General features: G+C 72.6%; 24 protein-coding genes. 11 read left to right on the forward strand and 13 right to left on the reverse strand.

Annotated elements, in window-relative coordinates; all coding sequences use genetic code 11:
• Positions 1–133: 133 nt before the first annotated feature.
• The 3 genes from BLW63_RS16300 to BLW63_RS16310 all read left to right on the forward strand — a co-directional run bounded on the left by BLW63_RS16300 (position 134) and on the right by BLW63_RS16310 (position 2,979).
• Positions 134–1,003 (forward strand): patatin-like phospholipase family protein, encoded by an 870-nt coding sequence (locus BLW63_RS16300; protein ID WP_091158478.1) that lies wholly within the window; start codon positions 134–136, stop codon positions 1,001–1,003.
• A gap of 40 nt (positions 1,004–1,043) precedes the next feature.
• Entirely contained in the window at positions 1,044–2,081 is a 1,038-nt protein-coding gene (locus tag BLW63_RS16305) for a lysophospholipid acyltransferase family protein (protein ID WP_244522625.1), read from the forward strand.
• 439 nt (positions 2,082–2,520) lie between these two features.
• The gene (locus BLW63_RS16310; RefSeq protein WP_091158483.1) at positions 2,521–2,979 is read left to right on the forward strand and encodes a YdeI/OmpD-associated family protein; all 459 of its coding nucleotides are present in this window, start codon (positions 2,521–2,523) and stop codon (positions 2,977–2,979) included.
• Between the two features lie 181 nt (positions 2,980–3,160).
• Here BLW63_RS16310 and BLW63_RS16315 read toward each other — a convergent pair whose 3' ends face one another.
• From BLW63_RS16315 to BLW63_RS16350, 8 genes are all read right to left on the reverse strand, one after another.
• The gene (locus tag BLW63_RS16315; RefSeq protein WP_091158485.1) at positions 3,161–3,388 is read right to left on the reverse strand and encodes a hypothetical protein; all 228 of its coding nucleotides are present in this window, start codon (positions 3,386–3,388) and stop codon (positions 3,161–3,163) included.
• 247 nt (positions 3,389–3,635) lie between these two features.
• Positions 3,636–5,045 carry a tyrosine-type recombinase/integrase gene (locus BLW63_RS16320; protein WP_091158487.1) on the reverse strand — a complete coding sequence of 470 codons (1,410 nt, stop codon included), beginning with the start codon at positions 5,043–5,045 and terminating at the stop codon, positions 3,636–3,638.
• Entirely contained in the window at positions 5,042–5,401 is a 360-nt protein-coding gene (locus tag BLW63_RS16325; RefSeq protein WP_091158489.1) for a hypothetical protein, read from the reverse strand. Before BLW63_RS16325 ends, BLW63_RS16320 begins: the two co-directional genes overlap by 4 nt.
• Complete coding sequence (locus BLW63_RS16330) at positions 5,398–5,805, reverse strand: hypothetical protein (RefSeq protein ID WP_139263593.1); 408 nt, start codon at positions 5,803–5,805, stop codon at positions 5,398–5,400. The genes BLW63_RS16325 and BLW63_RS16330 overlap by 4 nt, the downstream gene beginning before the upstream one ends.
• Before the next feature lie 115 nt (positions 5,806–5,920).
• Complete coding sequence (locus BLW63_RS16335) at positions 5,921–6,232, reverse strand: helix-turn-helix domain-containing protein (protein WP_091158493.1); 312 nt, start codon at positions 6,230–6,232, stop codon at positions 5,921–5,923.
• Positions 6,233–6,312: 80 nt separating this feature from the next.
• Entirely contained in the window at positions 6,313–6,564 is a 252-nt protein-coding gene (locus BLW63_RS16340; RefSeq protein ID WP_091158495.1) for a hypothetical protein, read from the reverse strand.
• Positions 6,561–7,370 (reverse strand): tyrosine-type recombinase/integrase, encoded by an 810-nt coding sequence (locus tag BLW63_RS16345; protein WP_170856813.1) that lies wholly within the window; start codon positions 7,368–7,370, stop codon positions 6,561–6,563. The genes BLW63_RS16340 and BLW63_RS16345 overlap by 4 nt, the downstream gene beginning before the upstream one ends.
• A 183-nt stretch (positions 7,371–7,553) precedes the next feature.
• Complete coding sequence (locus BLW63_RS16350; protein ID WP_139263597.1) at positions 7,554–7,742, reverse strand: hypothetical protein; 189 nt, start codon at positions 7,740–7,742, stop codon at positions 7,554–7,556.
• 478 nt (positions 7,743–8,220) lie between these two features.
• On the opposite strand from BLW63_RS16350, the gene BLW63_RS16355 reads away from it, so the two are divergent.
• Together BLW63_RS16355 and BLW63_RS16360 are read left to right on the forward strand one after the other, a co-directional pair.
• Entirely contained in the window at positions 8,221–8,529 is a 309-nt protein-coding gene (locus BLW63_RS16355) for a helix-turn-helix domain-containing protein (RefSeq protein ID WP_244522626.1), read from the forward strand.
• A gap of 13 nt (positions 8,530–8,542) precedes the next feature.
• Entirely contained in the window at positions 8,543–9,778 is a 1,236-nt protein-coding gene (locus BLW63_RS16360) for a hypothetical protein (RefSeq protein WP_091158504.1), read from the forward strand.
• 64 nt (positions 9,779–9,842) lie between these two features.
• On the opposite strand, the gene BLW63_RS26910 is transcribed toward BLW63_RS16360, so the two are convergent.
• Positions 9,843–10,220 (reverse strand): hypothetical protein, encoded by a 378-nt coding sequence (locus tag BLW63_RS26910; protein WP_170856814.1) that lies wholly within the window; start codon positions 10,218–10,220, stop codon positions 9,843–9,845.
• Positions 10,221–10,600: 380 nt separating this feature from the next.
• Between BLW63_RS26910 and BLW63_RS16365 the strand changes: the two genes are divergently transcribed.
• From BLW63_RS16365 to BLW63_RS16385, 5 genes are all read left to right on the forward strand, one after another.
• Positions 10,601–12,511, forward strand: a complete 1,911-nt coding sequence (locus BLW63_RS16365) for a DEAD/DEAH box helicase family protein (RefSeq protein WP_170856815.1) — start codon at positions 10,601–10,603, stop codon at positions 12,509–12,511.
• Between the two features lie 213 nt (positions 12,512–12,724).
• Positions 12,725–14,293, forward strand: a complete 1,569-nt coding sequence (locus BLW63_RS16370) for a hypothetical protein (protein ID WP_091158509.1) — start codon at positions 12,725–12,727, stop codon at positions 14,291–14,293.
• Positions 14,290–15,015 carry a hypothetical protein gene (locus tag BLW63_RS16375; RefSeq protein WP_091158512.1) on the forward strand — a complete coding sequence of 242 codons (726 nt, stop codon included), beginning with the start codon at positions 14,290–14,292 and terminating at the stop codon, positions 15,013–15,015. The genes BLW63_RS16370 and BLW63_RS16375 overlap by 4 nt, the downstream gene beginning before the upstream one ends.
• A complete protein-coding gene (locus tag BLW63_RS16380) occupies positions 15,012–19,400 on the forward strand; it encodes a hypothetical protein (protein ID WP_139263599.1) in 4,389 nt (1,462 codons plus the stop codon). Before BLW63_RS16375 ends, BLW63_RS16380 begins: the two co-directional genes overlap by 4 nt.
• Entirely contained in the window at positions 19,397–20,461 is a 1,065-nt protein-coding gene (locus BLW63_RS16385) for a hypothetical protein (RefSeq protein WP_091158518.1), read from the forward strand. The genes BLW63_RS16380 and BLW63_RS16385 overlap by 4 nt, the downstream gene beginning before the upstream one ends.
• Before the next feature lie 69 nt (positions 20,462–20,530).
• Here the strand turns inward: BLW63_RS16385 and BLW63_RS28975 are convergent, their stop codons facing one another.
• From BLW63_RS28975 to BLW63_RS16400, 3 genes are all read right to left on the reverse strand, one after another.
• Positions 20,531–20,698: a DUF2510 domain-containing protein gene (locus BLW63_RS28975; RefSeq protein ID WP_211517146.1), complete on the reverse strand. Its 168-nt coding sequence runs from the start codon at positions 20,696–20,698 to the stop codon at positions 20,531–20,533.
• 271 nt (positions 20,699–20,969) lie between these two features.
• Positions 20,970–21,581 (reverse strand): hypothetical protein, encoded by a 612-nt coding sequence (locus BLW63_RS16395; RefSeq protein WP_091158521.1) that lies wholly within the window; start codon positions 21,579–21,581, stop codon positions 20,970–20,972.
• Positions 21,582–21,991: 410 nt separating this feature from the next.
• Entirely contained in the window at positions 21,992–22,723 is a 732-nt protein-coding gene (locus BLW63_RS16400) for a hypothetical protein (RefSeq protein WP_139263601.1), read from the reverse strand.
• An 82-nt stretch (positions 22,724–22,805) separates the two neighbouring features.
• Between BLW63_RS16400 and BLW63_RS16405 the strand changes: the two genes are divergently transcribed.
• Complete coding sequence (locus BLW63_RS16405) at positions 22,806–24,791, forward strand: zinc-ribbon domain-containing protein (RefSeq protein WP_091158527.1); 1,986 nt, start codon at positions 22,806–22,808, stop codon at positions 24,789–24,791.
• A gap of 9 nt (positions 24,792–24,800) precedes the next feature.
• Here the strand turns inward: BLW63_RS16405 and BLW63_RS16410 are convergent, their stop codons facing one another.
• On the reverse strand, positions 24,801–25,712 hold the full coding sequence (locus BLW63_RS16410) for a phosphorothioated DNA-binding restriction endonuclease (RefSeq protein WP_091158530.1): 912 nt from the start codon (positions 25,710–25,712) through the stop codon (positions 24,801–24,803).
• Between the last annotated feature and the right edge of the window lie 122 nt (positions 25,713–25,834).

The raw sequence follows: 25,834 nt of genomic DNA on the forward strand, positions 1-25,834 counted from the left end.
GCATGCCGAGCGATGCGCCTCGACTGGTGTCCGAGGGGCGACACGCTACATGCGCACACGCTTCCCTCGGCGCTGAGCCGGGATCGACTCCCGTGGACCTGCTCGCGTCCTTCGGTGGTGACACGATGCAGCCATGGCGTCGCCACGGGTGCCTGCCGAGCGGGGCGGTAGGGCATTCGTCCTCGGTGGTGGGGGAGTGCTCGGTGCGGCCGAGGTGGGGATGCTGCAGGCGTTGTTCGAACACGATGTCCGGCCCGACCTGGTCGTGGGGACGTCGGTGGGCGCGATCAACGGCGCGCTCATCGCCGCCGACCCGACCCCGAGAGCGGTGGATCATCTGCGGGCCGTGTGGGAGGAGCTGGCTTCTCAGCGGATCTTTGCCGGGTCGGTGCTGGCTCGTGTGGGCACGCTGATGCGGACCCGAACTCATCTCCACCCGCGCGAGCCGCTGCGGGACCTGCTCATGGCCCACCTGCCGGTGCAGACCTTCGCCGAGCTGCGTGTCCCCTTCCAGTGCGTCGCAGCGAGCATCGAACGGGCCGCCGAACGCTGGTTCACCGACGGCGCGCTCGTGGACGCAGTGCTCGCCTCGTGCGCCGTCCCTGGGCTGCTGCCGGCGGTCGAGATCGGCGGCGAGCACTACGTGGACGGAGGGTTGGTGCACAGCATCCCGGTCGGCCGGGCGGTCGCACTCGGTGCCGGCACGATCTACGTGCTGCACGTCGGGCGGATCGACCGTCCGCTGCGCCCGCCGACTCGGCCGTGGGAGGTCGCGCTGGTCGCCTTCGAGATCGCACGCCGGCATCGGTTCGCCGCGGACCTGGCCGCGCTGCCGCCGGGAGTCACGGTGCACGTCCTGCCGTCAGGGAACCCGTCCCCGCCGGGGGCGGGCAATCTGCGCTACCGCGACTTCTCCGGCGTCGCCGACCGGATCGACCGGGCCCACGCGGCCGCCGGCGCCTACTTGGACCGGTCCGGAGCCGCCTCGGACGGGGCGACCTGACGTGCTGCCGTCCCGCGGGGTTCGCCGGATCACCGGTCCGATGCTGGTCGCCGCCCTGGCGGCCGGGGTCCTCCTGCTGCCCTTGTTGATCGTCGTCGCGGTGGTCGTCTCGGTGTGGCTGCCGGGTCGCTGGCGCGGGCTGCGGTTGCTGGCCTTTGCGCTGGCGTATCTCGCCGCCCAGGTCGTCGGACTCGCGGTCGCGGGGCTGCTCTGGATGGTCTTCGGCTTCGGCCGCCGGCTCGACGGCCCGGCGTCCCGGGCGGCCCACTACACGGCGCTGCGCCTGTTGCTCGACGCACTGATGCGGGTGACGCAGCGGCTGTTCGCCTTGCGGCTGGTCACCGACGGCGCGTCCTGGTCCCCGCTGGACGACGGGATGCCGGGCTCGACCAACGCCATGCTGGTGCTCTCCCGGCACGCCGGTCCGGGCGACTCGTTCCTGCTGGTGCACACGCTCATGAACCGGGACCACCTGCGCCAGCCGCGGATCGTGCTGAAGGACGTGCTCCAGCTCGATCCGCTGCTCGACGTCTACCTCAACCGGCTGCCCAACCACTTCGTGGCCTCTGACCCGGCGGTGGGACCCAGCTCCGAGGAGGCGATCGCGGAGCTGGCTCGTGACCTGGGCGAGGAGGACGCCCTGCTGATCTTTCCGGAGGGCGCGAACTTCACGCCGAAGCGCCGGTTCCGCGCCATCCAGCGACTGCGGAACCGAGGGCTGGCCTCCGCCGTCCGCCGGGCGGAGGCGATGCGGCACGTGCTGCCGCCGCGTCCAGGAGGGGTCACCGCCGCGCTCGCGGCAGCTCCGCACGCCGACGTCGTCTTCGTCGCGCACACCGGGCTCGAACACCTCAGCACCGTGCGGGACATCTGGCGGAGCCTGCCCATGGATAAGACGCTCCACCTGCGCTGGTGGTTCATCCCGGCAGCGGAGGTGCCCCCCGAGGAGACGCAACAGACCGAATGGCTCTACCAGTGGTGGGAGACGATCGACGCCTGGATCACCACCACCTCGGCTGCAGCACAGCCGCCTCACGGGGTGGCCCGCCGCCGTGTTCACAGTCGACGGCGTCGCTGACGGGAAAGTCCTCGACACGACATGTCACCGGGGCGCGGGGCCCGACGGAGGACCGCCGGGCCGGTGACCGGCAGGGTCCCCGGGTCGAGCGAGTGTCCGAGGAGGCCTCGCCCAGGCACTGGCCGAGCTGCGGGGCGGACTCACCGCCGAGCCATGACCTCCTCGTGCTGGCCGTCGCGCTCGCCATGGTCGTCGTACGAGGGCCCAGATCGAGCCGGTGGTCAGCGGGACCGCGTGGGTGCACGCCGCCCGCATCGACCACATGCTGGCCGAGATCGTCCGGTCAGGACGAGAGCAGCCTGCACCGGGAACTCCCCACCGTCAGGCGGCAATCGGGTCCACGGTCCACGATGCAGGAGCAGGCCGTCCCGCTCGGGACCGGGACCACCCCCGCGAGGGCTCGGGTCCGCCGGCCGGGCACCGAACGGGAGGGGACCCGATGGACCTGGTGGAGTTCGAGCGCCCGCTCGAACTGCTGGTGTGGGGGCGCAACACCTACACGGTGCTGTACCTCGACCACTTCCTGGAGGACGCGGTCCGGGCGGCGGGTACCCGCCGCGTCGAGGGACGCATCGAGGGGGTCGACGTCAACCTGGGCGTCAACCGCGCCGACGTCGTGCCCCGACCGTTCTGCTACGTCGGCGCAGCGCTGCAACGGCGCCTGGAGGCCCAGGCCGGCGATGTCGTCACCTGCCGTCTGCGGCCCGCCGACCCCGACCACGTGCCGCTGGCCGACGACGTCCGGGCTGCTCTCGCGGACGCCGGTCGCCTCGGTGCGTTCCAGAGCCGCCGACCGGCCCAGCGCCGCCGCGATCTTCAACCCATCGACGATGCAGCCCGCGAGACCACCAGGCGGGCGCGCATCGAGTCGCTCGTGCGGTCGCTGCCACCGCCGTGACCGCCACCGGCACCTCTCGCCGGCGAGCTCCGGCTGCGATGGAGGGCCGGGAGCCCGGCTTGCGACGTCCGGGAACACCGGGGTGCAGCTGTGTCCGAGGGGGGAGTTGGACACCCGTTGCTGGGCGATTGCCCGGAGATGGGTGTCGAAGCGGAGTTCCGGGGCACCGGCGGCGTGCTCGTCACTGGAGGCCGTCCTGGGTGGTTGCGGGGTGCGGCGCCAAGAACAGCAACGTCTGCACGGCGGCGGTCGCTCCCGGGGCTGACGGCACCGAACGCCGTACCTGATGCCGCCAGGCCGACCGCTGCAACCCCTCGTGGCGGACGATGCGCAGGGCCGCCGTGTTCTTGATCCCAAGTTCGGCGGCAAGCCCCCGGGCCAGCCGCTGTTGGTTGCGGTTGTCAGTCATTGGTTTCCTCCGGCTTGGGGATGTGGGGCGGGGGTTGGGGTCGGATCGTGTGCGGTGAAGCCGCCGTCTGCACGGCGATTCACGGCTCGGGTCCGGTGACCTCGAGGCGGGGACCGGGCACAGGAGCTGCGTCCGGGGCCCGGGTGCGCCCGGGTTCACGCCCGCAGCTCCGCGAGCAGATCCGGGTGGATGGGCAGGTCTCGTCGCTGACCGGAGGGCACGGACGCCCGCCGGGCCGGTCGGCTAGTCATGCCTGGTCTCCGTCCGTGAACAGCGGCCGGCCGGGCGCCGAGCCGGGTCCGGGCTCGCCGGTGCCCGATAAGGCGGCCGGCTCGTCGCGGCCGAACAAGGGGGCGTCGGCGGAGGTCACGCCCGGGGCGTGCTCGACGCTTCGGGCGCTGGGCCGGCCGGTCGGCTCCACCGAGGCGGCGGGCACCGGCGGCCGCTGTAGCGTCGATCCGGTGGCCGGCATCCCGCCGCTTACCCGCGACCGCGGCGCGATGCCATACGGCGCCGCGAACACTCCGGCGGCGGCGGAGCTCGGCGGCAGCGGTGCGTCCAGCGGTCCGAACAGGTCCTCGGCGACCTCCCGTAGGCGGGCGAAGCCGGGCTTCTTGACGTACCGGTAGGACACCGGCAGGGCCTTCCAGCTGTGCCCGGCCCACACGGTGAGTTCGGCCAGGCCGAACCGGGCCTCCACCTCGTCCTCGGTGAGCCGTCGGATCGCATGCGGGCCGATGCTCAGCGGCGCTGCCCACGCGTGCCGGGCCTTGAGTCGCTTGCTGAGGGTGTCGAACCGGCGGCCGGTGAGCGGTCGTCCGTTGCGATAGCGGAAGGCGGGGTCGGACCCAGCACGTGATCCGCGCACCTGCGCCAGGGTGACGATCTCCTGCAGCAGCTGGCGGTTGACCGGAAGGGGCTGGGTGTAGCCGAACTTGGCCGACGCCCGCAGCTGGCAGGCCGCGGTGTCGATGGCGTCGAGCGTGAGGTTGAGCAGCGCCTCCTGCCGCAGCCCGGTGTGCCGGAGGAGGAGCAGCAGCAGTCGATCCAGCTCAGGGTCGTCACCGGTCGTGCAGGCGACCGCCAACCAGTGGGCGAACTGCCCGACGGTGAGGTGATGGGCGAAGTCCGCACCGCCCTGCTTGCGCTTCAGCCCGTCTGTCGGATCCTCGTGGATCCACTTCCGCACCTCGCTGCGGCGGAAGAGCTTCCGCACGGCGAGCCGGAAGCGCTCCTCCGCGCCGTGGCCATGCGCGTCCGGGTCGTAGGACATCCGCGGGTGTCCGTGCGCCGCGGCGTCGCGCAGGGTTCGGGCGGCCGACTCACGGCCGACCGCGTACAGCAGATCCTGCAGTCGGCTGGCCTCAACCTCGCTGGGCCGCTTATCACCGAAGCCGGGGAAGGCGGGCACCAACCGATCGGCCGCGTCGGCGTAGCTGGGGAGCCCGTCGAGCAGGAGGGTCATCTGGCGCGCGTAGTAGCCGCGGAGCTGATCGTCGTGTCGGAGGGCCTCGGCGACGAGCGTCCGCAGCGCCGGCTCCGGGCGATCCTCCGCGAGCACGTCGGCGGCCGCCCGCACCTGCGCCGGCGACATGTTCATGCTGCGGGCGTAGTTCATCAGTGAGAGCACCGCGGGCGAGGTGCCGCCGCCGGTCATGTCCCGCTACTCCTTCCACGGCGCTGCTCAAGCAGCTCCGCTGCCACGAACGAGGTCTTGACCAGCCACAGCTCCCGGCCGTCGCAAGCGACGAGGACCGGCTGGCGCGCGGTGTCCAGGTGGGCGCACAGGTCGGCGGGCAACTGCAGCCGCGCCTGCGGGGTTAGGACTGCCGGTGCCGTCGGCACCTCGGTCGGGTGACGGTCCGGGCCGAGGACGATGAGGTCGTGGTTCCACCGGAGCGGCCACAGGGCGCGACCTGCGGTGTCGTCGGCCGGCTCGAGGGCCAGTCCCAGCCGGCCGACGCGCAGCCGGCCGTGGGCGTCGGCGCGCGCGACCGTGAGGCGCCAGGTCACCGTCGGCTCCGCGCGGATCCATGGGCAACGGCCTCCGCCGGGGATGAGATCGCGGTTATCCGGAGGGTGACGAGATCCCGCCACAGCGGCGAGGACTGCGGAAGGTAGGGAAGCACCTTGTTGCCGACGTGCAGGCATGCCCAGCGACCTTCGACAGCCCAGGTCAACCCACGTCCTGTCGCGCTGACCGCGCCGCGCTGGCTGCCGACGCCGAAGCCGTCGCGTAGCCGCTGAACCTGATCAGCGCGGAGGTTTCCGACGGTGAGACGGACAACTTCCTGTCCGTTGCCCCGGACGAATGTCCGCAGGGCGCCCAGGCCGTCGAGCAATCCGGCGACGTAGCGAAGCTCGTCCTCGGCCAACGTGACCGGAGGGAGCTCCCGAGAGCGGCGGATCTGCGGCATGGTCCGACCGTACACACTCAGCTGTGAGTGTGTTGTCGATCGAAAGGAGTACATGCGTCATCGCCGGCGGTCGCCCGGGCGCAGGCGGTCTCCGGTGCCGGGAGGGGTGTCGGTGTCAGGCCGGGTTGCGGCGGCGCCCGTCCGCGGGCGGCTTGATGGCGGCGGTGCGGGGGCGGCCCACAGCCCCGAAGGGGTAGACGGTGAGCAGGTCGGTGACCAGGACGTCGTAGTGGTCGGCCAGGGCGAGGAGCGCCGGCAGCGAGGGCAGCTTGGTGCCACGCTCGATGTCCGACAGGTGCGCCACGGTCAGCCCGGCGCTGGCCGAGACGTCCTCGAGTCGTTGCTCGCGCTCTTTGCGGATCTCGCGCAGGCGCACGCCGAGCAGCACCATTCCGTCGGTGAGGCGGGTGGGCCGCTCGGTCGGCATGACCGCAGGCTAGCGACCGCCGACCGGGCCGTCGGGAGGCGCGGGAAGGAGTCGTCCCACGCCGGTCGTCCGCCGGAGTGCTATCCGGCCGCGCCGGCACCGGCGGACACCTCCCGCAGCAGGACGACGGTGCGCCAGGGCTCGGTCAGCACGTCGACCACGACGGCGGGCCGGACATCGCCGGGCGGACCGGCGTCCACGCGCACGCCGGGGCGCAGGCGCTGCGGCTGGTCGCTGTCCGCGGCGAAGGTCCACACTCGACCGGCGGCATCGCGCTGGTCCCAGTCGGCCCAAATCCGCGGCACCTCGGCCGCCGCAAGGTTCTCGCTCACCGCGGGCCGAACACCTGCTCGTAGGCGGCGACCAGGTCGTCGAACTCCACCTGTGTGTAGATCTCGATGGCGCTCCGCCGGCCGGACTTGTGGCCGGCGTAGGCCTGCGCCACCCGCAGTCCGCTGACCGCGGCGATGTCGCTGAGCGTCGTGTGCCGCAGCCAGTGCGCGCCGACGTCGAGTTGCTCGGACCAGTCGCAGTGCCGGTCCAGCCGGTCGAACAACGAGTTGAACCGGCGCCGGGTCAGCGGTTCGCCGTTGCGATAGCGGAGGACGTGGTCCTGTGGACGGTGGCCTCCGCGGTCGCGGGAGAAGTCGTCGAGCCTCCGCAGCATGTCGCCGCTCAACGGCAGCGTGCGGACCGAACCCCGCTTCTCGCTCAGCGTGACCGCTCGCTGGGCGTGGTGGAGATGGGCGCGGCGCAGGTTCAGCGCCCCTTCCCGCCGGGCCGCAGTCATCCGGAGGAAGTCGAGCAGCATGACGTCCAGGTCGGGGTCTTTCCCGGTCCCTGCCGCGATTCGCCGGAGTTCGCTGAGCTCATCTTCGGTCAAAGGGCGTTCCGGTGCGGGTGGGCGTGGCGGCGCCTCGAGATCCGCCGCGGGCGAGCCGTCGAGCAGGCCGTCCTTGACGGCGGCGCGGAAGAAGAACCGCGCCGACCGCACGTAGTTCTCGGCCGCTCCGTGCCCATGGGCGTCGGGGTCGTAGCTGCGCAGTTCGCGCCCGCGTGCTTCGGCGCGGCGCACCTGGGTGGCGCCGACCTCGCGCCGCACGGAGTCGCGGTGCTGCTCGAGGTCGATGAGTCGCACGGAGGCCAGGGGAGCGGGCCCGAACTGCGTGACGAGTCGGTCGAAGCCGGCTGCGTAGGTGGCCAGCGATTTCGGCGGGCACAGCTCCCGCACTCGTGGCGCGTATCCCTCCACTGTCGTCTCGAAGGCCTCCGCCCGCACGGGCAAGCCGGTTCGGTTCCACGTACTCATGGGCGGTTTCTACTACGCTGAGAGCGTAGTAGACAAGATCGCGGTGCGTTCGAAGCGGATCAGCGGGTGCTCGGCCAGGACTGCGAGCTCCGCCGGCAGGACGGCGCGGCTCGATCGATTGCCGCCGTGGTCGCTGCCGAGCTTCGGCATTTGCCCGGCGATCGAGGCGTCGCAGCGGCTCGAGTTGTAGCCGCTACTCACCCCGCCGGATGAGCCGGACCGGTCGCGGGCCCTGGTCGCGGCGGACGGCAGCGACCATAACGACGTGCCCACCTACGGCGCCGAGACCGCCCTGCCCTACCCGCACCGCGAACGCGCGGCCGCGGGACTCCGGGCGCAGCTGCGGTACCTGCTGCCAGCCGGGGTGGCGGCCGACTGGTCGACGTTCACCGTCACCGGCCCGATAGAGGTCCCGACGCCCGGGGCAACACCTGGTTCGAGTACGCGGCCCAGGTGGACACGGGCACCGACTGACACCCTGTGATCGGCCGGGCATGCACATCGAGGTTGGTATCACGGATGTGACTATCACCAGTGATACCAACCAGCCTGACCAGCCTGGTGCGCACCGAGTTCGGGCGGCCCCTTGCCGGCGTGCGGTACCCGTTGGGCGCCCCCCTGCTGCTGCTCACCTCCGCAGGGGACGCGACGGACCGGGCCACGTGACTACCGTGCGCCCGTGCCGTACCCGCCCCGCCCGCAGCTGCGGCCGCTGCCGGAGTTTGCCGGCACCGCAAGCCCTCGACCGGACCCAGCGGTCCAAGCTCGGGTGGAGGCGTTCATCGTCGAGAACTACCTTGCGGGACGCAGCCTGCGGGAACTGTCGGATCTCACCGACAGGTCCTTCTCCGCCGTCCGCAACATCCTCGCCAAGCACCACGTCCACCGCCGAGGTACTGGTGCCGCGGTGCTGGACGAATCCCGTTCGCAGACTCGTCGTCACATTGCGGGCAGGGAGGCGGAACGAAACGGCGGCGAACTGTCGTAGGTGAGGTGTGACGATGACACGAGAAGGCTCTGACGAGGCTCCGAGCGAGGACCGCCCGCCGACGGCGGCGGAGATCGAGGCCTGGCATCGCGAGGACTTGTTCCTGCCCCCCGGCGACGCGGACGAGGCGACGTATCCGTCGCTCTACAACATCTCCGCCGGGATGATCTTCACGGGCGTGATCCGACCGCTGCAGCCGCAGCTGCCGGACTACGTTGCCATCCCCCTCGACCGCCCCACCGACGAGTTGGCGGTCAAAGTGGCCAACTGGAACATGCTGTGGGAGGCCGGGCAGTTCCGACGCCGGTTCTTCGACGCCGACGAGCTGCCCGAGCCGATGGCGAAGGTCGCCGACCTCGGCGACGTGAACGTGATCCTCGTGCCGCGCACCCGGTCGCGGTACTACGAGTACGCGCCGTTGTTCCACCTGCTGCCGAAGGACGTTCTCGACCGGTTCGACCTGCCGTTGATGCGGCGCGGACAGTGGCCGTTCCTGGCCGATTGGCGCAGCGTGGACCGTTTCCTCCCGGCCGACTTCGCGCAGTCGCTGTCGCGCGCGTGGGCGGCGACTGTGTGGCCGCTGTTGAACTCCGGGTCCCGGCTCTCGGCCTTCTCCGCCGACGATCCGATCCGCCTCCTGGCGCACAACCTGGACTTCTGGCTGCCGCCGGTCACCACGGTCATCCAGGAGCTTCTCGGCGAGTTCCCGCTGGTCGACAAGGGCAAGCCGGTCGGCCCGGTGCCACTGGCCGATGGTGGCGTGCTCCCCGACGCGGTGACCGGCAACCCGCGCATGGGCGGCACCGTGTGGGCCGGTGTCCAGGGCGCCGGGGAGGTGGTGGCCGCCACCGTCGAGGCCGCCGACGCGACCGGCCGGCTGCGCGACATTCTGGACGCGGTCCGTGCCCACCGCGTGGCCGACGACTTTTCGCCGAGCTGGTCGTTCGCCAGGGAGGACTTCGAGCGGAAGCTCTACCGCAAGCGCAACAAGGTGGCGGTGCGCTTCGTTGAGCTGACCGACAGCATTCCGGTGCAGAGCCCCGACAGCGATGTCCTGGGCAACCTGGTCACCCGCGACTTCCTGGCCTTGCTGGACGAGAAGAAGCGGCAGATCGTGATCCTGCTGGCCAGCGGGTTCCGGCAGCACGAGATCGCCGAGCAGTTGGGCTACGCCAACCACAGCCCCGTCTCCAAGCGGCTGGAGCAGATCCGACGGCAGGCAGAGGCCTTCTTCGGATTGGACGGGTAGTGAAGCCAGCGGTCCGCCTCGCCGGCGCCGGCGCGCTCGTGCATCGGATGATGCGGGTGCCGTCTCAACGTGCGGGTGAGCCCCAACGCTGGGCGGCGGCCTGCCGGGTGGTGCCGGCGACCGCGGCAATGTCGGTCCACGACCAGCCGTTCACGGTGCGAAGCCGGTGCACGGTGTCGGCTAAGAGTCGCGGGGCCGCCGCTGTCAGCGCGAGCGCGACTACAAGGTCTCGGCGTTCCGACTCCGCATCCGCGACCGGGTCCAGGTGGTCGAGCCGGCCGAGGTAGTCGGCGTAGAAGTGACGCAAGGCGGTGTCCGCGTCGAGAACGTCCTTGGCTTCGTCGTCGTCATCCACAACCCGGTCATCGCGTTGGGTGTGGACAGCTTCCTCGGCGGCACGCCGTGCCACCACGATCACCAACCGCTCCAGCCAGTCGGGCATTTGCCCATCGCGAACTGGGGAATCGTCGGGGACCGAGGTGGGGATCAAGGCTGCCAGAGCACGGCCTAGGCCACTCCGGCGCGGTTCGGTCATGTACCCATCGTCAAGGCCACCTTGACGGTCGTCAACTTCTGCTTACGGGGGCCTCCGCTACCGTCCGCTCGAGCACCGAAACCGTCCTCCGGGACTGCTCGCCGCACAGGCGAACGGCCCCACCTGTTGGCGCAGGCGAGGCCGTTCTCGGTGCCCGCGAAAGCCCATCCCAGAACCATTCGACGAGGAGCACCACCCGTGACAGTAGTTCCTGCCCGCATGCCCGCGGCCGGTCAGCGGCCGCCGACCTCCTCCCGGGCGACCCGCCCTGTCACTGGAGCACGCCGGTGACCGCCGGTGACGTCCGCCGGTTCACCGGCCGGCAGCGGGCCGCGCTCTACCTCGCCGGCGGCGGTGCCTGCACCCGGTGCGGTGCGGCGCTGACGCCCGGCTGGCACGGCGACCATCAGCTGGCCTTCACCGCCGGCGGAGCCACCGACGTGGTCAACGGCCTCGCGCTGTGTCCGGGCTGCAATACCGCTCTCGGCGCGCATGACGTGACCGGCGCGGCCATCACCGGCCTGCGGGACTGGCAGCGCACCGCGCTGGCCGAGTACGAGACCACCCATCCGGTCGACTTCCTCGCCGTCGCCACGCCCGGGGCCGGCAAGACCCGCTTCGCTGCCACCGTCGTTCACCGGCTCCTGGCCGCGGGCGAGATCAGCCGGGTGATCGTCGTGGTGCCCACGCAGCGGCTGAAGACCCAGTGGGCCGACGCGGTCGCCGGCTACGGCATCGCCCTGGAGCCCGAGTGGGCCAACAGCGAGGGTGCGTTGCCGCCCGGCTTCCACGGCGTCGTGGTCACCTACGCCCAGGTCGCCGCCTTGCCCGACCTCTTCCGTCGGCACACCTCCGCCGCACCGGCCATGGTCGTGCTCGACGAAATCCACCACTGCGGTGAGGAACGCAACTGGGGCGACGCCATCCGGCACGCCTTCATCCCAGCCCGCCGTCGGCTGGCGCTGTCGGGCACCCCGTTCCGCACCGACAACAACCAGATCCCGTTCGTCAGCTACGTCGATGGTGTGGGCACCCCCGACCACACCTACGACTACGGGCAGGCGGTCACCGACGGCGTCTGCCGGCCGGTGTTCTTCCCCCGCCGCGGCGGCCGCATGGAATGGGCCACCACCGGCGGGCAAATCATCCGCGCGACGTTCGACGACGTCGTCGACCAGAAGCTGCGCAACCAGCGGCTCAACACCGCCCTGTCGCTGACCGGCGACTGGATCGCCTCCGTGCTCGACGACGCGCACACCGAGCTGACCGAACTGCGCGCCACCGACCCCACCGCTGGCGGCCTGGTGCTGGCCAAGGACGTCGAACACGCCCGCGGCATCGCCGATCTGCTGCGCCGCCGGCACGGCGTGGCGCCCGTTCTGGCGGTCAGCGACGAGCCGGGGTCCAACGCCGCGATCGAGCACTTCGCCGCCGGTGACGCACCGTGGATCGTGTCGGTCCGCATGGTCAGCGAGGGCGTGGACGTCCCACGGCTGCGCATCGCGGTGTTCGCCACCAACACCATCACCGAGCTGTTCTTCCGGCAGGCGGTCGGCCGCGTCGTCCGGGTCCGCGACGGCGGCGAAGACGAGACCGCGAGCTTCTACATCCCCGACGACGCTCGGCTGCGGCAGTTCGCCGAGACCATCCGTCAGCAGCGCGAACACGTCATCGGCGCCGATCCCATCGACGCCGTCGAGCCGCCCGCCGCCCTCGGCAGCCGGGACGGCGCGCCGTCGGCCGGAGCGTTCCAGCCGATCGCCGCCGAAGCCATCGACGCCGGCGTCATCGCCCACGGCACCGTGGTCACGCCGGTCGAGCTCGCGCACGCCGCCGCGCTCAAGGCTCGCACTCCGGAGACCGCGGCGCTGCCCACCGTCGCCGTGGCGCTGCTTCTGCGCGCCCACGACGCCGGGCGCCCGTCTGCCACAGCACCAGCCACCGGTCAGCCGTCGGTGCCGGCGCAGGAGCCGGCCTTCCGCCGGAGAGCTCGGCTGCGGCAGGCCAACAACACCGCAGCCAGGCGGCTGGCCTACCGGCTGGGAATGGAGTTCGCCGAGGTCAACCGACGCCTGAACGCCGCCATCGGGGTCCGCGGGATCAAGGACGCCAGCCTTGAGCAGCTGGAGCGGCGGCTGTCGGCGGCCCAGGCGTGGGGTGAGGCCGGCTCCGCCGACGACGTACCCGGCGCCAGGTGACCAGCGCCAGGCGCCGGTGTCGTCGCCCATGCGGGTGGCAGACGACTGACATGCCAAGCTCCGCCGGGCACTGTCGACCCCGTGTCGCCGGCCGATGCGCAGTACTCGCTGCCCCCGCAAGATCCGAAACTGTCCGACCCCGCCCCTACGCTGCGGGCCGGGCAGTCGCCGCGCGCCGATCGCCCGGCCGGCGACAGCGCACAGGCGGGGACCATGGCTGAGAACGAGGACGGTGGCGGCGCCGGCCTCCCGCCGCTGGTGTCCCCGGCCGCGGACGCCACGGCCCGCGGCCGGTGGCGGGCGCTGGTCCTCACCGACCCGATCCACAAGCTCGTCCGCAACGCCGCTCACGCTGGGGTCGACGACGACGTCTACGACCTGCGGCAGTTGGCGATGGCCGCGGTGGACCTGGCGGTGGCGTCGATGGGCTTCGCCCGGGAAGCACTGCTTGAGGAGGTCGTCGACGCCCTCGCCGTCCTCGCCGCCCGGATGCAGTCGGGCGAGGAGCACGCGCCGCGGTGGCGAGACGTGGCCCAGCTGGTGATCAAGGGGCTGCTCAACGACGCTCACGAGCAGCGCCGGTTCTCCTACACCTTCGCCGACCTCACCGACCCGGGCGCCACCCGCTTCGACACCTACAGCTTTCGGCTGCTGTCGCTGCGCGACACCGAGTACGGCCCGGTGCTGATCGCCAGCGACCAGGCGGTGATGCTGTTCCTCGACGGCCTCGACGTCGACATCGAGGACGCCGAGGCGGCGCTGGCCCACGTCCTGCAACGGCAGCTGGACGACGAGCGCTTCGACGCCGCGGTCCGCACCGCGACCATGGCGGAGCGGACCAGCCTCGGCATGTCCGCGATGCTCACCGACCTGCTAGACGCCACCAGCCGCGATGTGCGCTCCCACGACTGGCTGGTCGACGTGCCCGACCGGCTCGGCCGCGCCCGCAAGCACGTCGCCGGCCGCATCGCCGAGGAGGACAAGACCCTCGAGCACGTGCAGAACGGCCTCGACGGCGACGTCTCGCCCGCGGTCCGCGTTGCGTCGGGGCAGATCGTGGACCTGCTCCGCCGGGCCAAGCGGATCCACCTGGACCTGCACGACCGTCTCGTCGGTGCCCGGGACGTGTTCCTCACCGCTCAGGTCCGGCAGCGGCTGGCCCGCCGCCGCCGACTGCGACTGCTCGCCATCGGCGAGGAGCTGTTCACCCCGATCCTCGCCCTGCCCGCGGAGCCCGCGACCGCGGTGGTGGAGACCTTCGCCGATCGGTCGCTGGGCGTGCGCGTACCGCGGCTGGCCCGCTTCGACGACATTGTGGACCTGCTCTGGGCTCCGCCCCGGCAGCGAGAGGTGGCCGAGCCTGACGTGGAGGACCCCGGCGACGAGGACCCCACCGAGGACATCCAGCGCTACCCGGAGGCGGTGCTGCGCACGGCGCGGGACGTGCTGGCGCTGACCCGGACCGCCCCGCTCCGGCTGTCGGCGCTGCTGGACGCCGCCGCCGCGGTCGACCCGTCCGTGGTCGACGGCGCCGTCGACGACGTCGTCGAACTGGTGCTGCTGTCGGCCCTGTGGGCGTTCGCCCCCGACATCTCCGGCGACGACGAGGAGCAGGCCGGCGAGGTCGACCTGCTGGCCAGCGGCCTGGCCGCCGGCGACGACGGCACCGCACTCAATCACCCGCTCGCCAGCGGCGCCGACCTGCTGGTCACCGCCGACAGCCCCGCTTCGCCCGCCGGGGAACTCGCTGCGGCCCTCTCCTCGGAAGGAGGCCGGCGATGACGCTGGCCGCACTCGACCTCACCGACGCCAGCGCCGCTGGACAGCTGATCGGGTTCGGGCTGACCCGCGGCGCCCGGCCTGTGGAGGGCAGCGACTACCGCAACCTGCTCGACCGCTACCGCACCGACCTGCGGTTCAAGGACACCGTGGACACCTTCGCCGAGGGGCTCGGCCTGGAGGTGCTCGGCACTCCTCGCACCGGGCTGGTGCTGGCACCGGAGCCCACCGGCCCGTTCGCCACCCGACTGGCCGACCTGAAGACGGCGATGGACGCCGAGGAGAAGCTCGTCTTCGGCCTGATACTGGTCGCAGTGGCCGCCTACGCCTACCCGAACGAGGTCGACCTCGACGACCCCGACACCAAGCTCGTCGACGTGGTCAAGCTCGACGACTTCATCCGCGGCGCCATCAGCGGCCTACGCGCCATCGACGCCCCCGACGTTTCCAACGGCGAACGGGCCCGCACCGCCGCCGACGTCTACGCCGACATGCCGTCGCTCATCCCGACCCCGCACGGCCGCCGGAAGCAGGGCTGCACGCTGCGGGCGATCGAGATCGTCTGCGGCTGGCTGGTGGACCAGGGCGCCGCGCGGGAGGCGAAGACCCTCGGCCCGGACACCTTCCAGCTCACAGACCGGTTCCGGCTCCTGGTCGCCGACAGCGCCGGCAGCGAGGCCCTCGAGGTGCTGCGCACCGCGCGGCGGACCGAGGTGACGGCGTGAGCGGCGTGATGTGGCAAATGCGCCGGGTCCGGCTCGACCGGATCGGAGCGCCGGCCGCCCGGTTCCTGAGCGTGACCCTGGACCTCACCGACGCTGACGGGCACCCGCTGGACAGCATCCTGTGGCTACGCAACGGCGGCGGGAAGTCCACCGTCCTGTCCCTGATCTGCGCGCTCATCCGGCCCAACCGCCGAGACTTCCTGGCCACGTCGACCACCGACAAGCACCTGGAGGACTACGTCCTGGGCGCGGACACCGCGCACGTCACCATCGAGTGGTCCGGCCCCGGCGGTAGCCGGCTGGTCACCGGCGCGGTCTACGAGTGGACCGACCGCGTGCAGCCGGCCGACCCGAACCGCGACCACGACAAGCTGATCAGCCGCTGGTACGCCTTCACGCCGGTGCCCGGCCGCGCCGAGATGGACCTGCTGCCGTTCACCGACGCCACCGGCGACCCGACACCGTTGAAGGACTTCGTCGCCGCCGTCCGCGCCTGGAACCCGATCGCCGGCTGCGGCGCGGTCGTGACCGAGGTGCAGGACACCTGGGCCACCACCCTCGACGACCACGGCCTGGACCCCGACCTGTTCACCGCCATTCTGCAGATGAACGCCACCGAGGGCGGCATCGAGAGCCAGTTCCAGTTCCGCAACGCCGACCAGTTCGTCCGCTACCTGCTGGAGCTGATCGTCGACCCCGACACTCCCCGCAAGGTCGCGAAGATCCTCAAGCAGGTCCGCGCCGGGCTCGCGGAACGGCCCGCGCTGATCGCCGACCTCACCTTCGCCGACGAGGCGGTTCCGCTGCTGCATCGGCTCGCCGACGCCCGCAGCGAGCACCTCACCGCCGTCGCGGAGCACGCCGACGCCCGCCGCGCTGCCGCAGCGCTGCGCGCCGCGCTGCTGGCCGCGGCGTCCGCCGCGACCGCCGACGCGGAGCAGGCCAGCAAGCTCGCCGAGGAGGAGACCGAGCGGGCGCTGGCCGAACGGCGCGCCGGGGACGCCGCGTATACCCGCAGCGCCGAGTTCAGCCGCCTCGCCGCCGTCCACGCCCGCAACGCCGCGATCGGCCACCGGAACGAGCTCTCCGAGCAGTGGGCAGCGGCCGAACAGGTCCTGGACGCCTGGCAGGCCGTGCCGCGGCTGGCCGCATTGGCCGCCGTACAGCACCGCGTGCGCACGCTGCAGGCGCAGCTGGACGCCGCGACCACCGACGCGGAGCCGCTACGGCTGGTCCGGGACGCAGCCGCCGCCGAGTTCGCCGCCGCCCTCGACGGGGCCATCACCTCCCTCACCGGCCAGCTGCATGCCGCCAAGGTTCGACGCGACGAGCAGCTGGCCGCCGCCAAGACGGCGAAAAAGCGGCTCGGTGAGCTCGCCGACGAGCGCGGCCGCCGGCGGGCCCGCCTGGAATCGCTCACCGATCTGCTCGCCGCACTCGACCGGGATCTCGTGTCCGCGGCCACCGCCAGCCACCTGGCGGCCGGTGAGGAGCTCAGCGCCGCTGCCGACCGGCACGGCGCCGCCGATGCCACCGCCCGGCAGGAGTTGGAGGAGGTCCTCGTCGGCAAGCGAACCGACCTGCGCGGTCGCCGGAACCGGATGACCGCGCACAGCGGCCAGCTGCGGGAGACCCAGCAGCAGCTGCGTCACGCCCGCGACGCCGCCCGTACCCGGCGCACCGACCTGACCGAGCGCATCGACGAGCTGGCCGCCGACGAACGGCTGCGGCTGCTGGCCGCGACCGATGACGTCGACGTCCTCGCCGAGGGCAGCGACCTGATGACGCAGCTTGCCGAGCAGATCACCCGGGCAGACAGACGGCGCGTCGAACTCGGCGTCGAGGGTGCCGAGGACGACCGCGCCGTCGCCGCGCTAGCGAGCGCCGGGCTGCTGCCGCCGGTGCTGGACGTGGTACATGCCCTCGACGTGCTCGAGGCCGAGCAGATCGCCGCCACCAGCGGCTGGGCCTATCTGGCCGACTCCGTGCCCGGCCCGCTGCGCGGCCGGGTGCTGGCCGCCGCGCCCGCCTTCACCGGCGGTGTGCTCGTGCACAACGCCGACGACCTTGCGGACGCCCAGCGGCTGCTGTCGACGGCCGCGCTGCGGCCCACCTCGGCGGTCACCGTGGCCACCACCGGCGACCTGCACGCAGTGGTGGAAGCCGTCCGGGCCGGCGCCGCGGACACCTCCTTCGTCGTTCCGCCGGCCCCCGCCCTGTTCGACAAGGCCGCCGCCGGGGAGGAGATGCGGGTGCGCGAGCTCGCCCGCGACGACCGAGCCGCGGAAGAGGACAACCTGACCCGGCGCCGGGCCGCAGACGACGAACTGCGCCGCCGCGTCGGCGCCCTGCTCGCCGACTGCCCGCCGGGCACCCTGGACACCCTGAACCGGGAGCTGACCGAGCTCGACGAGCAGCTCGAGGACGTGTCCGAGCAGCTCGCCGCCGTTCCTACGCAGGTCGCCGAACTGGACGCCGAGGAGAAGGGGCTGGAGCAGCAGACCGCCGCCGCCGAGCGGGCCCGCCGGCAGGCGGCCGCCGCTCTGGCGGTCCTGGGAAGTCTGGCCGACCGAATGGCGGCCGCGGAGCCACAGCGGGCCGAGATCGCCGCACTGCCCGCGGAGGTCCAACGGCTGAGCGCAGACCTGAGCGCCGTCGAGGAGGCCGAGCAGCGGGCCCGCACGGCCTTTGACGAGGCACGCGAAGAAATCACCGCGCGGTCGGCCACGCTCACCGCCCGCCGCGCCGAACGCACCCAGCTCGGCGACACCGCCGCCGCGACCGTCTCCGCGCCGCTGGACACTGCCCGGGAACGCTTCGAGACCGCCGAGGCCGCGTACAAGAAGGAGACGTCGGACAGCGTCCTGGCCGCTCAGCTAGCGGAGGCCAAGCTCGCCGTCCGCACGCCCGCCGCCGAGGTCGCCGCGCTGCCGGCAGACCGCCGGCGGCAGGCCGAGGACCTGTTCGCCACCGACGACGGCCGCGACCCGGAGCTGCGGGCCGCCGCAACCCGGCTGGCCGAGGCGGCCGAGGGCCGGCTCCGGGACGAGGTGTCCGGGGCTGAGGTCGCGGTGCAGCTCGCGCAGAGGGAAGTCGACGAGCACACCCCGGCCGACCGGCCACGGCACGTCATCCTCGACGAAGCGGACGTCCCGCTGACCCGGGACGCCGCGCTGGCCGCTGCCCTGACCGCCGAGGCCGAGCAGCAGACCCGACTGCGCGCGGAGAACGACGCCCGCGCCAAGGCCACCGAGGCGAGCACCCGGCGGGCCGAGTCCGCCGCCCGCGCGGAGTCCCTGGCCACCCTGATCCTGCTCGTTGGCGACCGCGACGAGCCCACCGACGGCGCCGCCGCACCCTTCGCCGGCACCGTCGCCGAGGCCCAGCAGGCCGCCGACGAGCTGCGCGCCCGGCTACGCGACACCGGCGAGACCGAGGCCAACCGCGCTCGCGCCCTGCAGGGCATCTCCACGGAACTGGTCGTCTGGGCCAACGACGACCGCTTCCTCAGCGTGAAGCCCGACGTGCGCGGCCGGTTCCGGGTCACCGACGCCGCCGCCGAGCTCGGCCCCGGCGCCGCCATCCTCGCCGAGGACCTGCGCGTCTACGCCACCAACCTCCGTGGCCGCCTCGACGACCTCGAAGAGGACAAGAAGGTGGTCGTCACCGCGATGACGGGCATGGTCCGGCAGGCGCTGAAGGCGCTGAGCCGCGCCCAGTCGATGTCACAGCTGCCCGACACCATCGAGCAGTGGAAGGGGCAGAAGTTCCTCGAGGTCGGGCCGCGGTCCAGCGTCGACACCGCCGAGGCGATCGTCGCCGACCGCTGCTCCCGCCTGGTCGACGTGATCACCTCCCGCGGGGCGGAAGTGCCTGGTGGGCTGGAGCTGCTGTGGCAGGCGACCAGCGCGGTCGTCGGCGAGGGCAACTGGCGAGCCCGCGTGCTCAAGCCGTGCACGACCTTCGCGACCGACCGGGTGTCGGTGGAGAAGATGCGGAAGTGGTCCGGCGGGGAGAAGGTCACCATCTCGCTGCTGCTGTTCTGCATGGTGGTGAAGCTGCGGGCGGCCAACCGCGGCCGGGAACTGCCCGGCTTCGGAACGTTGCCGCTGGACAACCCGCTGGGCAAGGCGAACTACGTCACCTTCCTTGACCTGCAGCGCAAGGTCGCCACGGCCAACGGCGTGCAGCTGCTGTTCCTCACCGGCGTCGGGGACATGAAAGCCGTCGGCCGGTTCCCCAACATCATCCGGCTGCGAAACACCCCCAACCGCGGGCGCGAGTACGTGCGCATCGCCGAGCGCCACCTGGCCGACGACGACCCGGCCGGCGTGGTCGACAGCACCCGCGTCTGGCGCGACGACCCGGTACTGAAGCTGCTGTGACACCCACGCTGTCGCCGCTGGCGGCCGCGCTGGCCCGCACGGTCGCCGCCGCCGATCGGGTGCGTGTGCCCGTGGAGACGCTGCGGCAGTCCGCGCTGGCCGCGGACCTGTCGCTGCACGGCGCACCTGATGCCCGCCGGCGGTTGCTTGCTGCGATCACCGAGCTCGTCGACGCCGGCCACGTCACTCTGCCGGCCGCCGGGAGGACCGGCTGGGAGCCGGCGCCACGGCCTCCGCTGCCGCGCTGGGTCTCTCGGCCGGCGCCGCCCAAGGCCGCCGCGCCCACGGAGCAGCCGGTGAGCTGGCATGCGGGGCTGTCCTGGGTCCCGGCGTTCACCGCCACGGACCGGCCCAGCGCCAAGGAACGGGCGCTGCTCCGCGCGGTGAACGCGTTTCTCGGCGCCGGCGGCTCGAAGCTGGTCGTTCCGCTGCGTGAGCGGTCGCTTCAGCTGACCGGTGACGAGAAGTCCCTCGACGCCCTCAGCCGGGGCCGGCTGTTCTCCTCCGGCCGGCTCACCCTCGAGCTGATCTTGGCGCGGCGCACCAGCCCGCCTGTCGCCCGGCACCGGATCGGCTGCGGGCCGGTCACGCTGCTGGTCGAGAACTGGTCGACCTACGAGTCGCTGACCGCGACGCTGCCGGCCGACGGCGAGATCGGGACGGTGGCCTACAGCGCCGGGAACTCCCTGGGCGCGGTCCTCACCGTGCTGGCCGACGATCCGCCGGCCGCGTTGGCGTACTTCGGCGACCTCGACGTCCGCGGGCTGGAGATCGCCGCGGCCGGCGCCCGGCTCGTCGACGACCTCGGGTTGCCTCCGCTGCTCCCGGCGGCGGGCCTGTACCGGCTGCTCATGGACCACGGCCTTCCGGCCGACACCGACGCCGACGTCACCCCCGCGAAGGTGCGCAAAGCCGTCGTCTGGCTGCCGGCCGAGCTGCGCCCTCCGGCGGAGGCCGTTCTGATGGAGGGCAAGCGGGTCGCTCAGGAGGCGGTCGGCCTGGAGCTGTTGACCGGGACACCAGCCACCGACCTGGCGGCGGTCACCACGCAACGCCGCTGACCGGCAACGCCCGCAGCGGGGTGCACGGCGTGGAGGGAGCCAGCCGACGCCCGGCGGATCAGTGCGTGCTCAGCCGCGGCAAACGTCCCCCGTCCACGTAGCGCCATTCCACCAGCGCCACTGACCGGGAGTCCCGGGATCGGCGTACCAGCCCGCCGGTGGCAGCGTCGCTGCCGGGAGCGACTGCGGCGTCTCGGCGGTGTCCGCATGCTGACGGCCGAACAGCCGGCCGAGCAGACCCGCCGGTCGCGGTGCGTCTGCAGCGGCGGCCGCGCGAGGCCTGTTGGTCTCGGCGCTGTGGCCAGGTTCTGGCGGCGTGGACCGTGCCGCCGGCGGCGCCGGCGCCGGTGCGTGCGAACGCTACTCATGCTGTCGAGATCGGTCCGCGATGCCGACAGAAGCTCGGGACCCTCTCTGGACGCCGCGGTGGTGCCGCCGCGCTTCCGCGCCGTCTGAGGCCTCTGCGGGGCCGCGACACACCTCGTACGGCGCGCACGCCGTGACGTGATCAGCTGGGCTCGGACGCCGCGGCCGCGTCCATGGCGACCAAGAGGCGCGTGACGGCCGGCTGCAGCTCAGCGCTGAGGCGCCTCCGCTCACGCTCGAGCGCCGCCATCGTGGCCGCGGGGTCGAACGGGCCGTTGCGCCACCGCGTGATCCACGAGGCTGAGTCCGCCTTCTCTGCGAGGTCGTTCACCGCCGCGGCCGCGCGCGTGCTCGGCACGGGCGTGAGTACGTCGACCAGCCTCGGCACGTAGGCGTCGAGGAGGCCGAGCTGACCGCCGTAGGTGATGACCATGCCTTCCACGAGGCCGAGGCGGTAGTCGACGGGGAACGCGTCGAGGTCGGACGAGACAGTCGCCGGGTTCAGCCCGACGTCCCAGGCGTTGCCGAACCCGCCGGCTGCCTCGTGGCCGAAGGCGACTCCGATCGCATGCTGGACGTCCTTCGGCTGTTCCGGAAGCAGCACCTCCTCGAAGACCGTCCGCAGGCGCTCACGTTGCGCGCCTCCGGCCAGCTCCGTCAGCAGCCGGGTGGGGTACTTCGCCATTAGATGTCCCAGTCGGCGCAGCGCCCACCGGCTCCAGAGCATCGCCGCGTCGCCGGCGATCTCTGCCATCTCGTCGTCGATGTCCGAGATGCGAGCCCGACCATGACCGGTCCCGACCCGGTTTGCGCATGACGTTGGCCCTGGTGGCGATGTTCTGCGCGGCTCCGGCGATGACCTTGACCTCCGGGGAGGAGCTGATGTTCTTCCCCGCGGCCCGCTCCAGCGCCTTCTGAGCCGCGAAGATCACGCCGTTGAAGTCCTCCTTGTCGCCTACCGGTCGCTCGGTCGCGTCGAGGACACAGCGGGCCACGCACTCGACGAGCTCCTTCGCCGCACCCACGACTGCCGGCCGGTCCTCGGCCAGCACGGCATCGGCAAGCCGCCTGCGGTAATACTCGACCGCGTCCCACGCCTCCGACGTCAGACCGTCCGGCCGCACCAGCTCGAACCTCACGGGCACCCAGCCCGGAGCCCGGCGCTCATGCCGTTGCCGTCACGGCGGTGATCGGACGTACCAGCGGTTGCGCTCTGGGCAGGTCGGCCGGCGTGAACAGCGCCAGATCGGCCGGGTTCTTGCGGTCCCGCACGAGCAGCACGGGCACGACCCCGGCCTCCTGGTTGCCGAGAGCGGCGACGAGCTGATCGACGGCCGCCTGCGTCGACGTGGTCGGCTTCACCTCTGCAGCTGGTGCCGTCGGCCCGAACTCGGCCAGATCGGCGACGGTCGTGCCGGTGAAGGTCACGGGGCCGTCGTCGTGCAACGCCAGCCAGCGCGCGACCTGCTCGGCCGTGAACAGCTGCCAGTCCCCGCTGGCTGCCTTGTAGGGCGCCTGGCTGAAGTCGCGGGCGATGAGGTCCTGCAGCGCGGCGTGGACCGGCATGTCCGCCCTGACCTGATGAGCCGGGACGGCAAGGTCACCGATCCGCGGCGGCTGGTTGCTGAGCCGGCTGGTGACGATGCGCAGCAGCTCGACCAGTGCGCCGGTGGGGACAGCGAGCGGCACGTTGCCCGGCAGCAGGGTGCTGTGGGTCAGAGCGTTGCGGATCTTGCGCGCGCCGTCGAGTTGACTGTGCTCGCCGGGGCCGATCTCGCCGCGGCGGCGCAGTTCGGCGAGGGCGGCGTCGGTGTCCCGGGCGCCGGTGCTCTGGCGGGCGAGGGTCTCGAGGTAGCGCCAGGCGGCGTCGAAGGCGTCGAGGTCGCTGCTGGCCATGCTCGGACTGTAGGTCGACGGCTGCGGCCCCGGTGCCGTCGTGCGGGGCGGACTGTCGGCCCCGGCCGGTAGGTAGAGGAACATGTCCGCTGACGAGCGCCGTCGCGGCCGGAGTCTCCCACTGACCGGCCGGCGCGGCTGGAAGCACGGCACCGTCGCCGATCACCCGCATCTGGCGGCGCAGTTCGACGTCGCGGCCAACGGTGGCCGCACTCCCGATCAGGTCAACGCTGGCACCCCGGAGAAGCTGTCGTGGGCGTGCCCGGCCGCCCCGGATCACCGCTGGCAGGCCTCGGGCGCCAACCGTGTCCGTGGCACCGGCTGCCCGGCCTGCACCGGCCAGCAGGTCTCAGTGACCAACAACCTGGCCCGCCATCGGGAGGTGGCCGCTCAGTTCGACATCGAGGCCAACGACGGCGTCACCCCCGACCAGGTGCTGGCCGGTACGCACAGGAGGTACTGGTGGGTCTGCCCGGCCGCCGACGACCACCGCTGGCAGGCGCCGGTCGCGGAACGGGTCGCCGGCGCCGGGTGTCCGGCCTGCATCGGCCGGCAGGTGACGCTGAGCAACAGCCTGGCGGCCCATCCGGGAGTGGTCGCGCAGTACGACGTGGAGGCGAACGGCGGCCGCCCCACGACCGCGGTGCTGGCCACCACGCAGGTGAAGCTGTGGTGGGCCTGCTCGGTCGCACCCGACCACCGGTGGCAGGCCACCGGCCTCAACCGGGTCCGTGGCGGCACCGGCTGCCCCGCGTGCGCCGGCCTGCAGCCGTCGGTCACCAACAACCTGGCCCGGTTTCCGAAGGTCGCTGCGCAGCTCGACGTCGCGCGGAACGGCGGCCGCACCCCGGAGGAGATCGTCGCCGCCACCGACGAGAAGCTGTGGTGGATGTGCCCGGTCGCCGACGATCACCGGTGGCGGACGAAGGGCTACGACCGCGTGCGGAAGAACAGCGGCTGCCCGGCCTGCGCCGGGCGGCAGGCGTCGATCACCAACAGCCTGGCCGCCCGGTTCCCCGAGCTGGCCGAGCAGTTCGACGTCACCGCCAACGGCACGACTTCCGACCTGGTCGTCGCCACGACGAGCGAGCTGCTGTGGTGGGCCTGCCCCGTCGCGCCCGACCACCGCTGGCGGGCCCGGGGTGCGGCACGGGTCGCCGGGACGGGGTGCCCGGCGTGCTTCGGCCGGCAGGTGTCGATCACCAACAGTCTGGCCAACCACCCTCACCTCGCCGCGCAGTTCGACGTCGTCGCGAACGGAGGCCGCACCCCCGACCGGATCGTGGCCGGTACTCCCGAGAAGCTGTGGTGGATGTGCCCGGTCGCGCCCGACCACCGCTGGGCCGCCTCCGGCGACAGCCGAGTGCGCTCGCGGTCGGGCTGCCCGGCTTGCGCCGGCCTTCAGGCCTCGACCACCAACAGCCTGGCCAACCACCCCGAGCTCGCCGCCCAGTTCGACGTCGTCGCGAACGGCTTCACCCCCGAGCAGGTCGTCGCCGGGACCAACCGCAAGCTGTGGTGGATCTGTCGCGACAACCCCGACCATCGGTGGGCGGCCACCGGCGTCAACCGGGTCAAGGGGCGCGGCTGCCCGTCGTGCGCGGTGGTCGCGGTGTCCATCCGGGAGGTCCGCCTCGCCGCGGAGCTCGCCGCGGTGTTCCTCGGTCTCGACGTCGAGGACCGCCGCGTCGTGCTGCCCGGGCGGCGGGCGGTGGAGGCCGACGTCCTCGACCGGCAGCGCCGGCTGATCGTGGAGTACGACGGCGAGTACTGGCACGCCGGGGAGGCGAAGGAGCAGCGGGACCGCGAGAAGACCACTGTGCTGACCGAGGCGGGGTACACGGTCATCCGGGTCCGGGAGGCCGCGCTGAGCGCACTCACTGCCGCCGACATCGTGATCCGCGAGGACGACCCGATCCACGTCGTCACCGCCGCCGTCCTCGACCGGGTCGCCGAGCTCCGCCCGGACCTGCTGACCGCCGCGCAGGCGGACGCCTACCGGCGCCACGGCCGTCCGCTGGCGAGCGCCGAAGCCGAGGCCCGGTTGGCGGAGCTGCGCTCCCGGTGACCGCTGCGGTCAGGCCGCCGAGCGGGCGGGCCCGCGGAACACCTGGGCCGTGTGCCATCCACGGTGGTGGCCGGCCACCGGAGCCGTTCCCGGCTGGGGCGGTAGCAGCGGCGCCCCAGCCAGCTGGAGGACCTGGGTCCGCGCCGACGTCGTCCGCCCGACGAAGTGCTGCGACACCATGACCGTGCCGTCCTCGCCGAGGCCCAGCACGCCCCGGTCGAGCAGCCGGTGGTGCAGCGCGCACAGCGCGAGCCCATTGTCGACGGTGCTCGGGCCGCCGATGTTCCACCAGCGCACGTGCGCGGCCTCCAGCCCCACGGCCTCCCCACCGAGCCAGCCGTCGAAGCCGCACATGGCACAGCGGTACTCGTAGGCCACCAGCACCGCGCTGCGGAACGCCGGATCGCGGCGTGCACGGCCGTGATCGCGGCCCGCGATCGGGATCGGGGTGTCGGACTCGAGGGCCAAGCCGGTGCGGGCGGCGAGGTCGTCGTGCAGGGACGCGGGGAAGTTGGCGTCCAGCAGGGTGTGCGCGACGGTGACGAGCAGGTCGGGGTCGGCGACCAGCGCGTCCTCGAAGGTCGGCTCCAGCCGGCCCATCGCCCCGGCGGCGCGCAGCTTGGCCACGGAGGTGTCCAGCGGGCGCGCGTCGGCGCCGGTGGCGTCGGTGATGGTCCATAGCCCGTCGCTGGTCAGGTGGTGGAACGGGAACTCCGGGTGGTAGCTGGTCCGCGGTGGGCCGAAGTCCCGCAAGAGCCCCCGGACCGGCACCTCCAGATCGGCGAAGGTCACCGGGCCGGTCCGTCCGGCCTGTACGCGCCCGAGCATCCACAGGAGCAGCAGCGGCTTGTGCGGCGCACGCTGCCCGTCCCGGACCCAGGTGCGGATACCGCGGACCTGCTCGACCCACCGCTCCGTCACCGGTCCATCGTGCCCGCTCACGACCGCCGATTCGTGGAGGCGGCGAGTCCGAAGCCGGGCGCCGAATGTCACCTGTCACCTATCCGGGTCCATGGCGTTCCTATTGCGGCCAGCCGGCAACG

The sequence above is a fragment of the Geodermatophilus africanus genome, from assembly GCF_900107105.1.
Classification (GTDB): Bacteria; Actinomycetota; Actinomycetes; order Mycobacteriales; family Geodermatophilaceae; genus Geodermatophilus; species Geodermatophilus africanus.

Bases quoted from the DNA above. Each gene is read 5' to 3' on its own strand.
- BLW63_RS16300 (WP_091158478.1), top strand. From the start codon at position 134: ATGGCGTCGCCACGGGTGCCTGCCGAGCGGGGCGGTAGGGCATTCGTC.
- BLW63_RS16335 (WP_091158493.1), bottom strand. From the start codon at position 6,232: ATGCCGACCGAGCGGCCCACCCGCCTCACCGACGGAATGGTGCTGCTC.
- BLW63_RS16310 (WP_091158483.1), top strand. From the start codon at position 2,521: ATGGACCTGGTGGAGTTCGAGCGCCCGCTCGAACTGCTGGTGTGGGGG.
- BLW63_RS16405 (WP_091158527.1), top strand. From the start codon at position 22,806: ATGTCCGCTGACGAGCGCCGTCGCGGCCGGAGTCTCCCACTGACCGGC.
- BLW63_RS16330 (WP_139263593.1), bottom strand. From the start codon at position 5,805: ATGCCGCAGATCCGCCGCTCTCGGGAGCTCCCTCCGGTCACGTTGGCC.
- BLW63_RS16400 (WP_139263601.1), bottom strand. From the start codon at position 22,723: ATGGCCAGCAGCGACCTCGACGCCTTCGACGCCGCCTGGCGCTACCTC.
- BLW63_RS16315 (WP_091158485.1), bottom strand. From the start codon at position 3,388: ATGACTGACAACCGCAACCAACAGCGGCTGGCCCGGGGGCTTGCCGCC.
- BLW63_RS16305 (WP_244522625.1), top strand. From the start codon at position 1,044: ATGCTGGTCGCCGCCCTGGCGGCCGGGGTCCTCCTGCTGCCCTTGTTG.
- BLW63_RS16320 (WP_091158487.1), bottom strand. From the start codon at position 5,045: ATGACCGGCGGCGGCACCTCGCCCGCGGTGCTCTCACTGATGAACTAC.
- BLW63_RS26910 (WP_170856814.1), bottom strand. From the start codon at position 10,220: ATGCCCGACTGGCTGGAGCGGTTGGTGATCGTGGTGGCACGGCGTGCC.
- BLW63_RS16375 (WP_091158512.1), top strand. From the start codon at position 14,290: ATGACGCTGGCCGCACTCGACCTCACCGACGCCAGCGCCGCTGGACAG.
- BLW63_RS16370 (WP_091158509.1), top strand. From the start codon at position 12,725: ATGGCTGAGAACGAGGACGGTGGCGGCGCCGGCCTCCCGCCGCTGGTG.
- BLW63_RS16395 (WP_091158521.1), bottom strand. From the start codon at position 21,581: ATGGCAGAGATCGCCGGCGACGCGGCGATGCTCTGGAGCCGGTGGGCG.
- BLW63_RS16360 (WP_091158504.1), top strand. From the start codon at position 8,543: ATGACACGAGAAGGCTCTGACGAGGCTCCGAGCGAGGACCGCCCGCCG.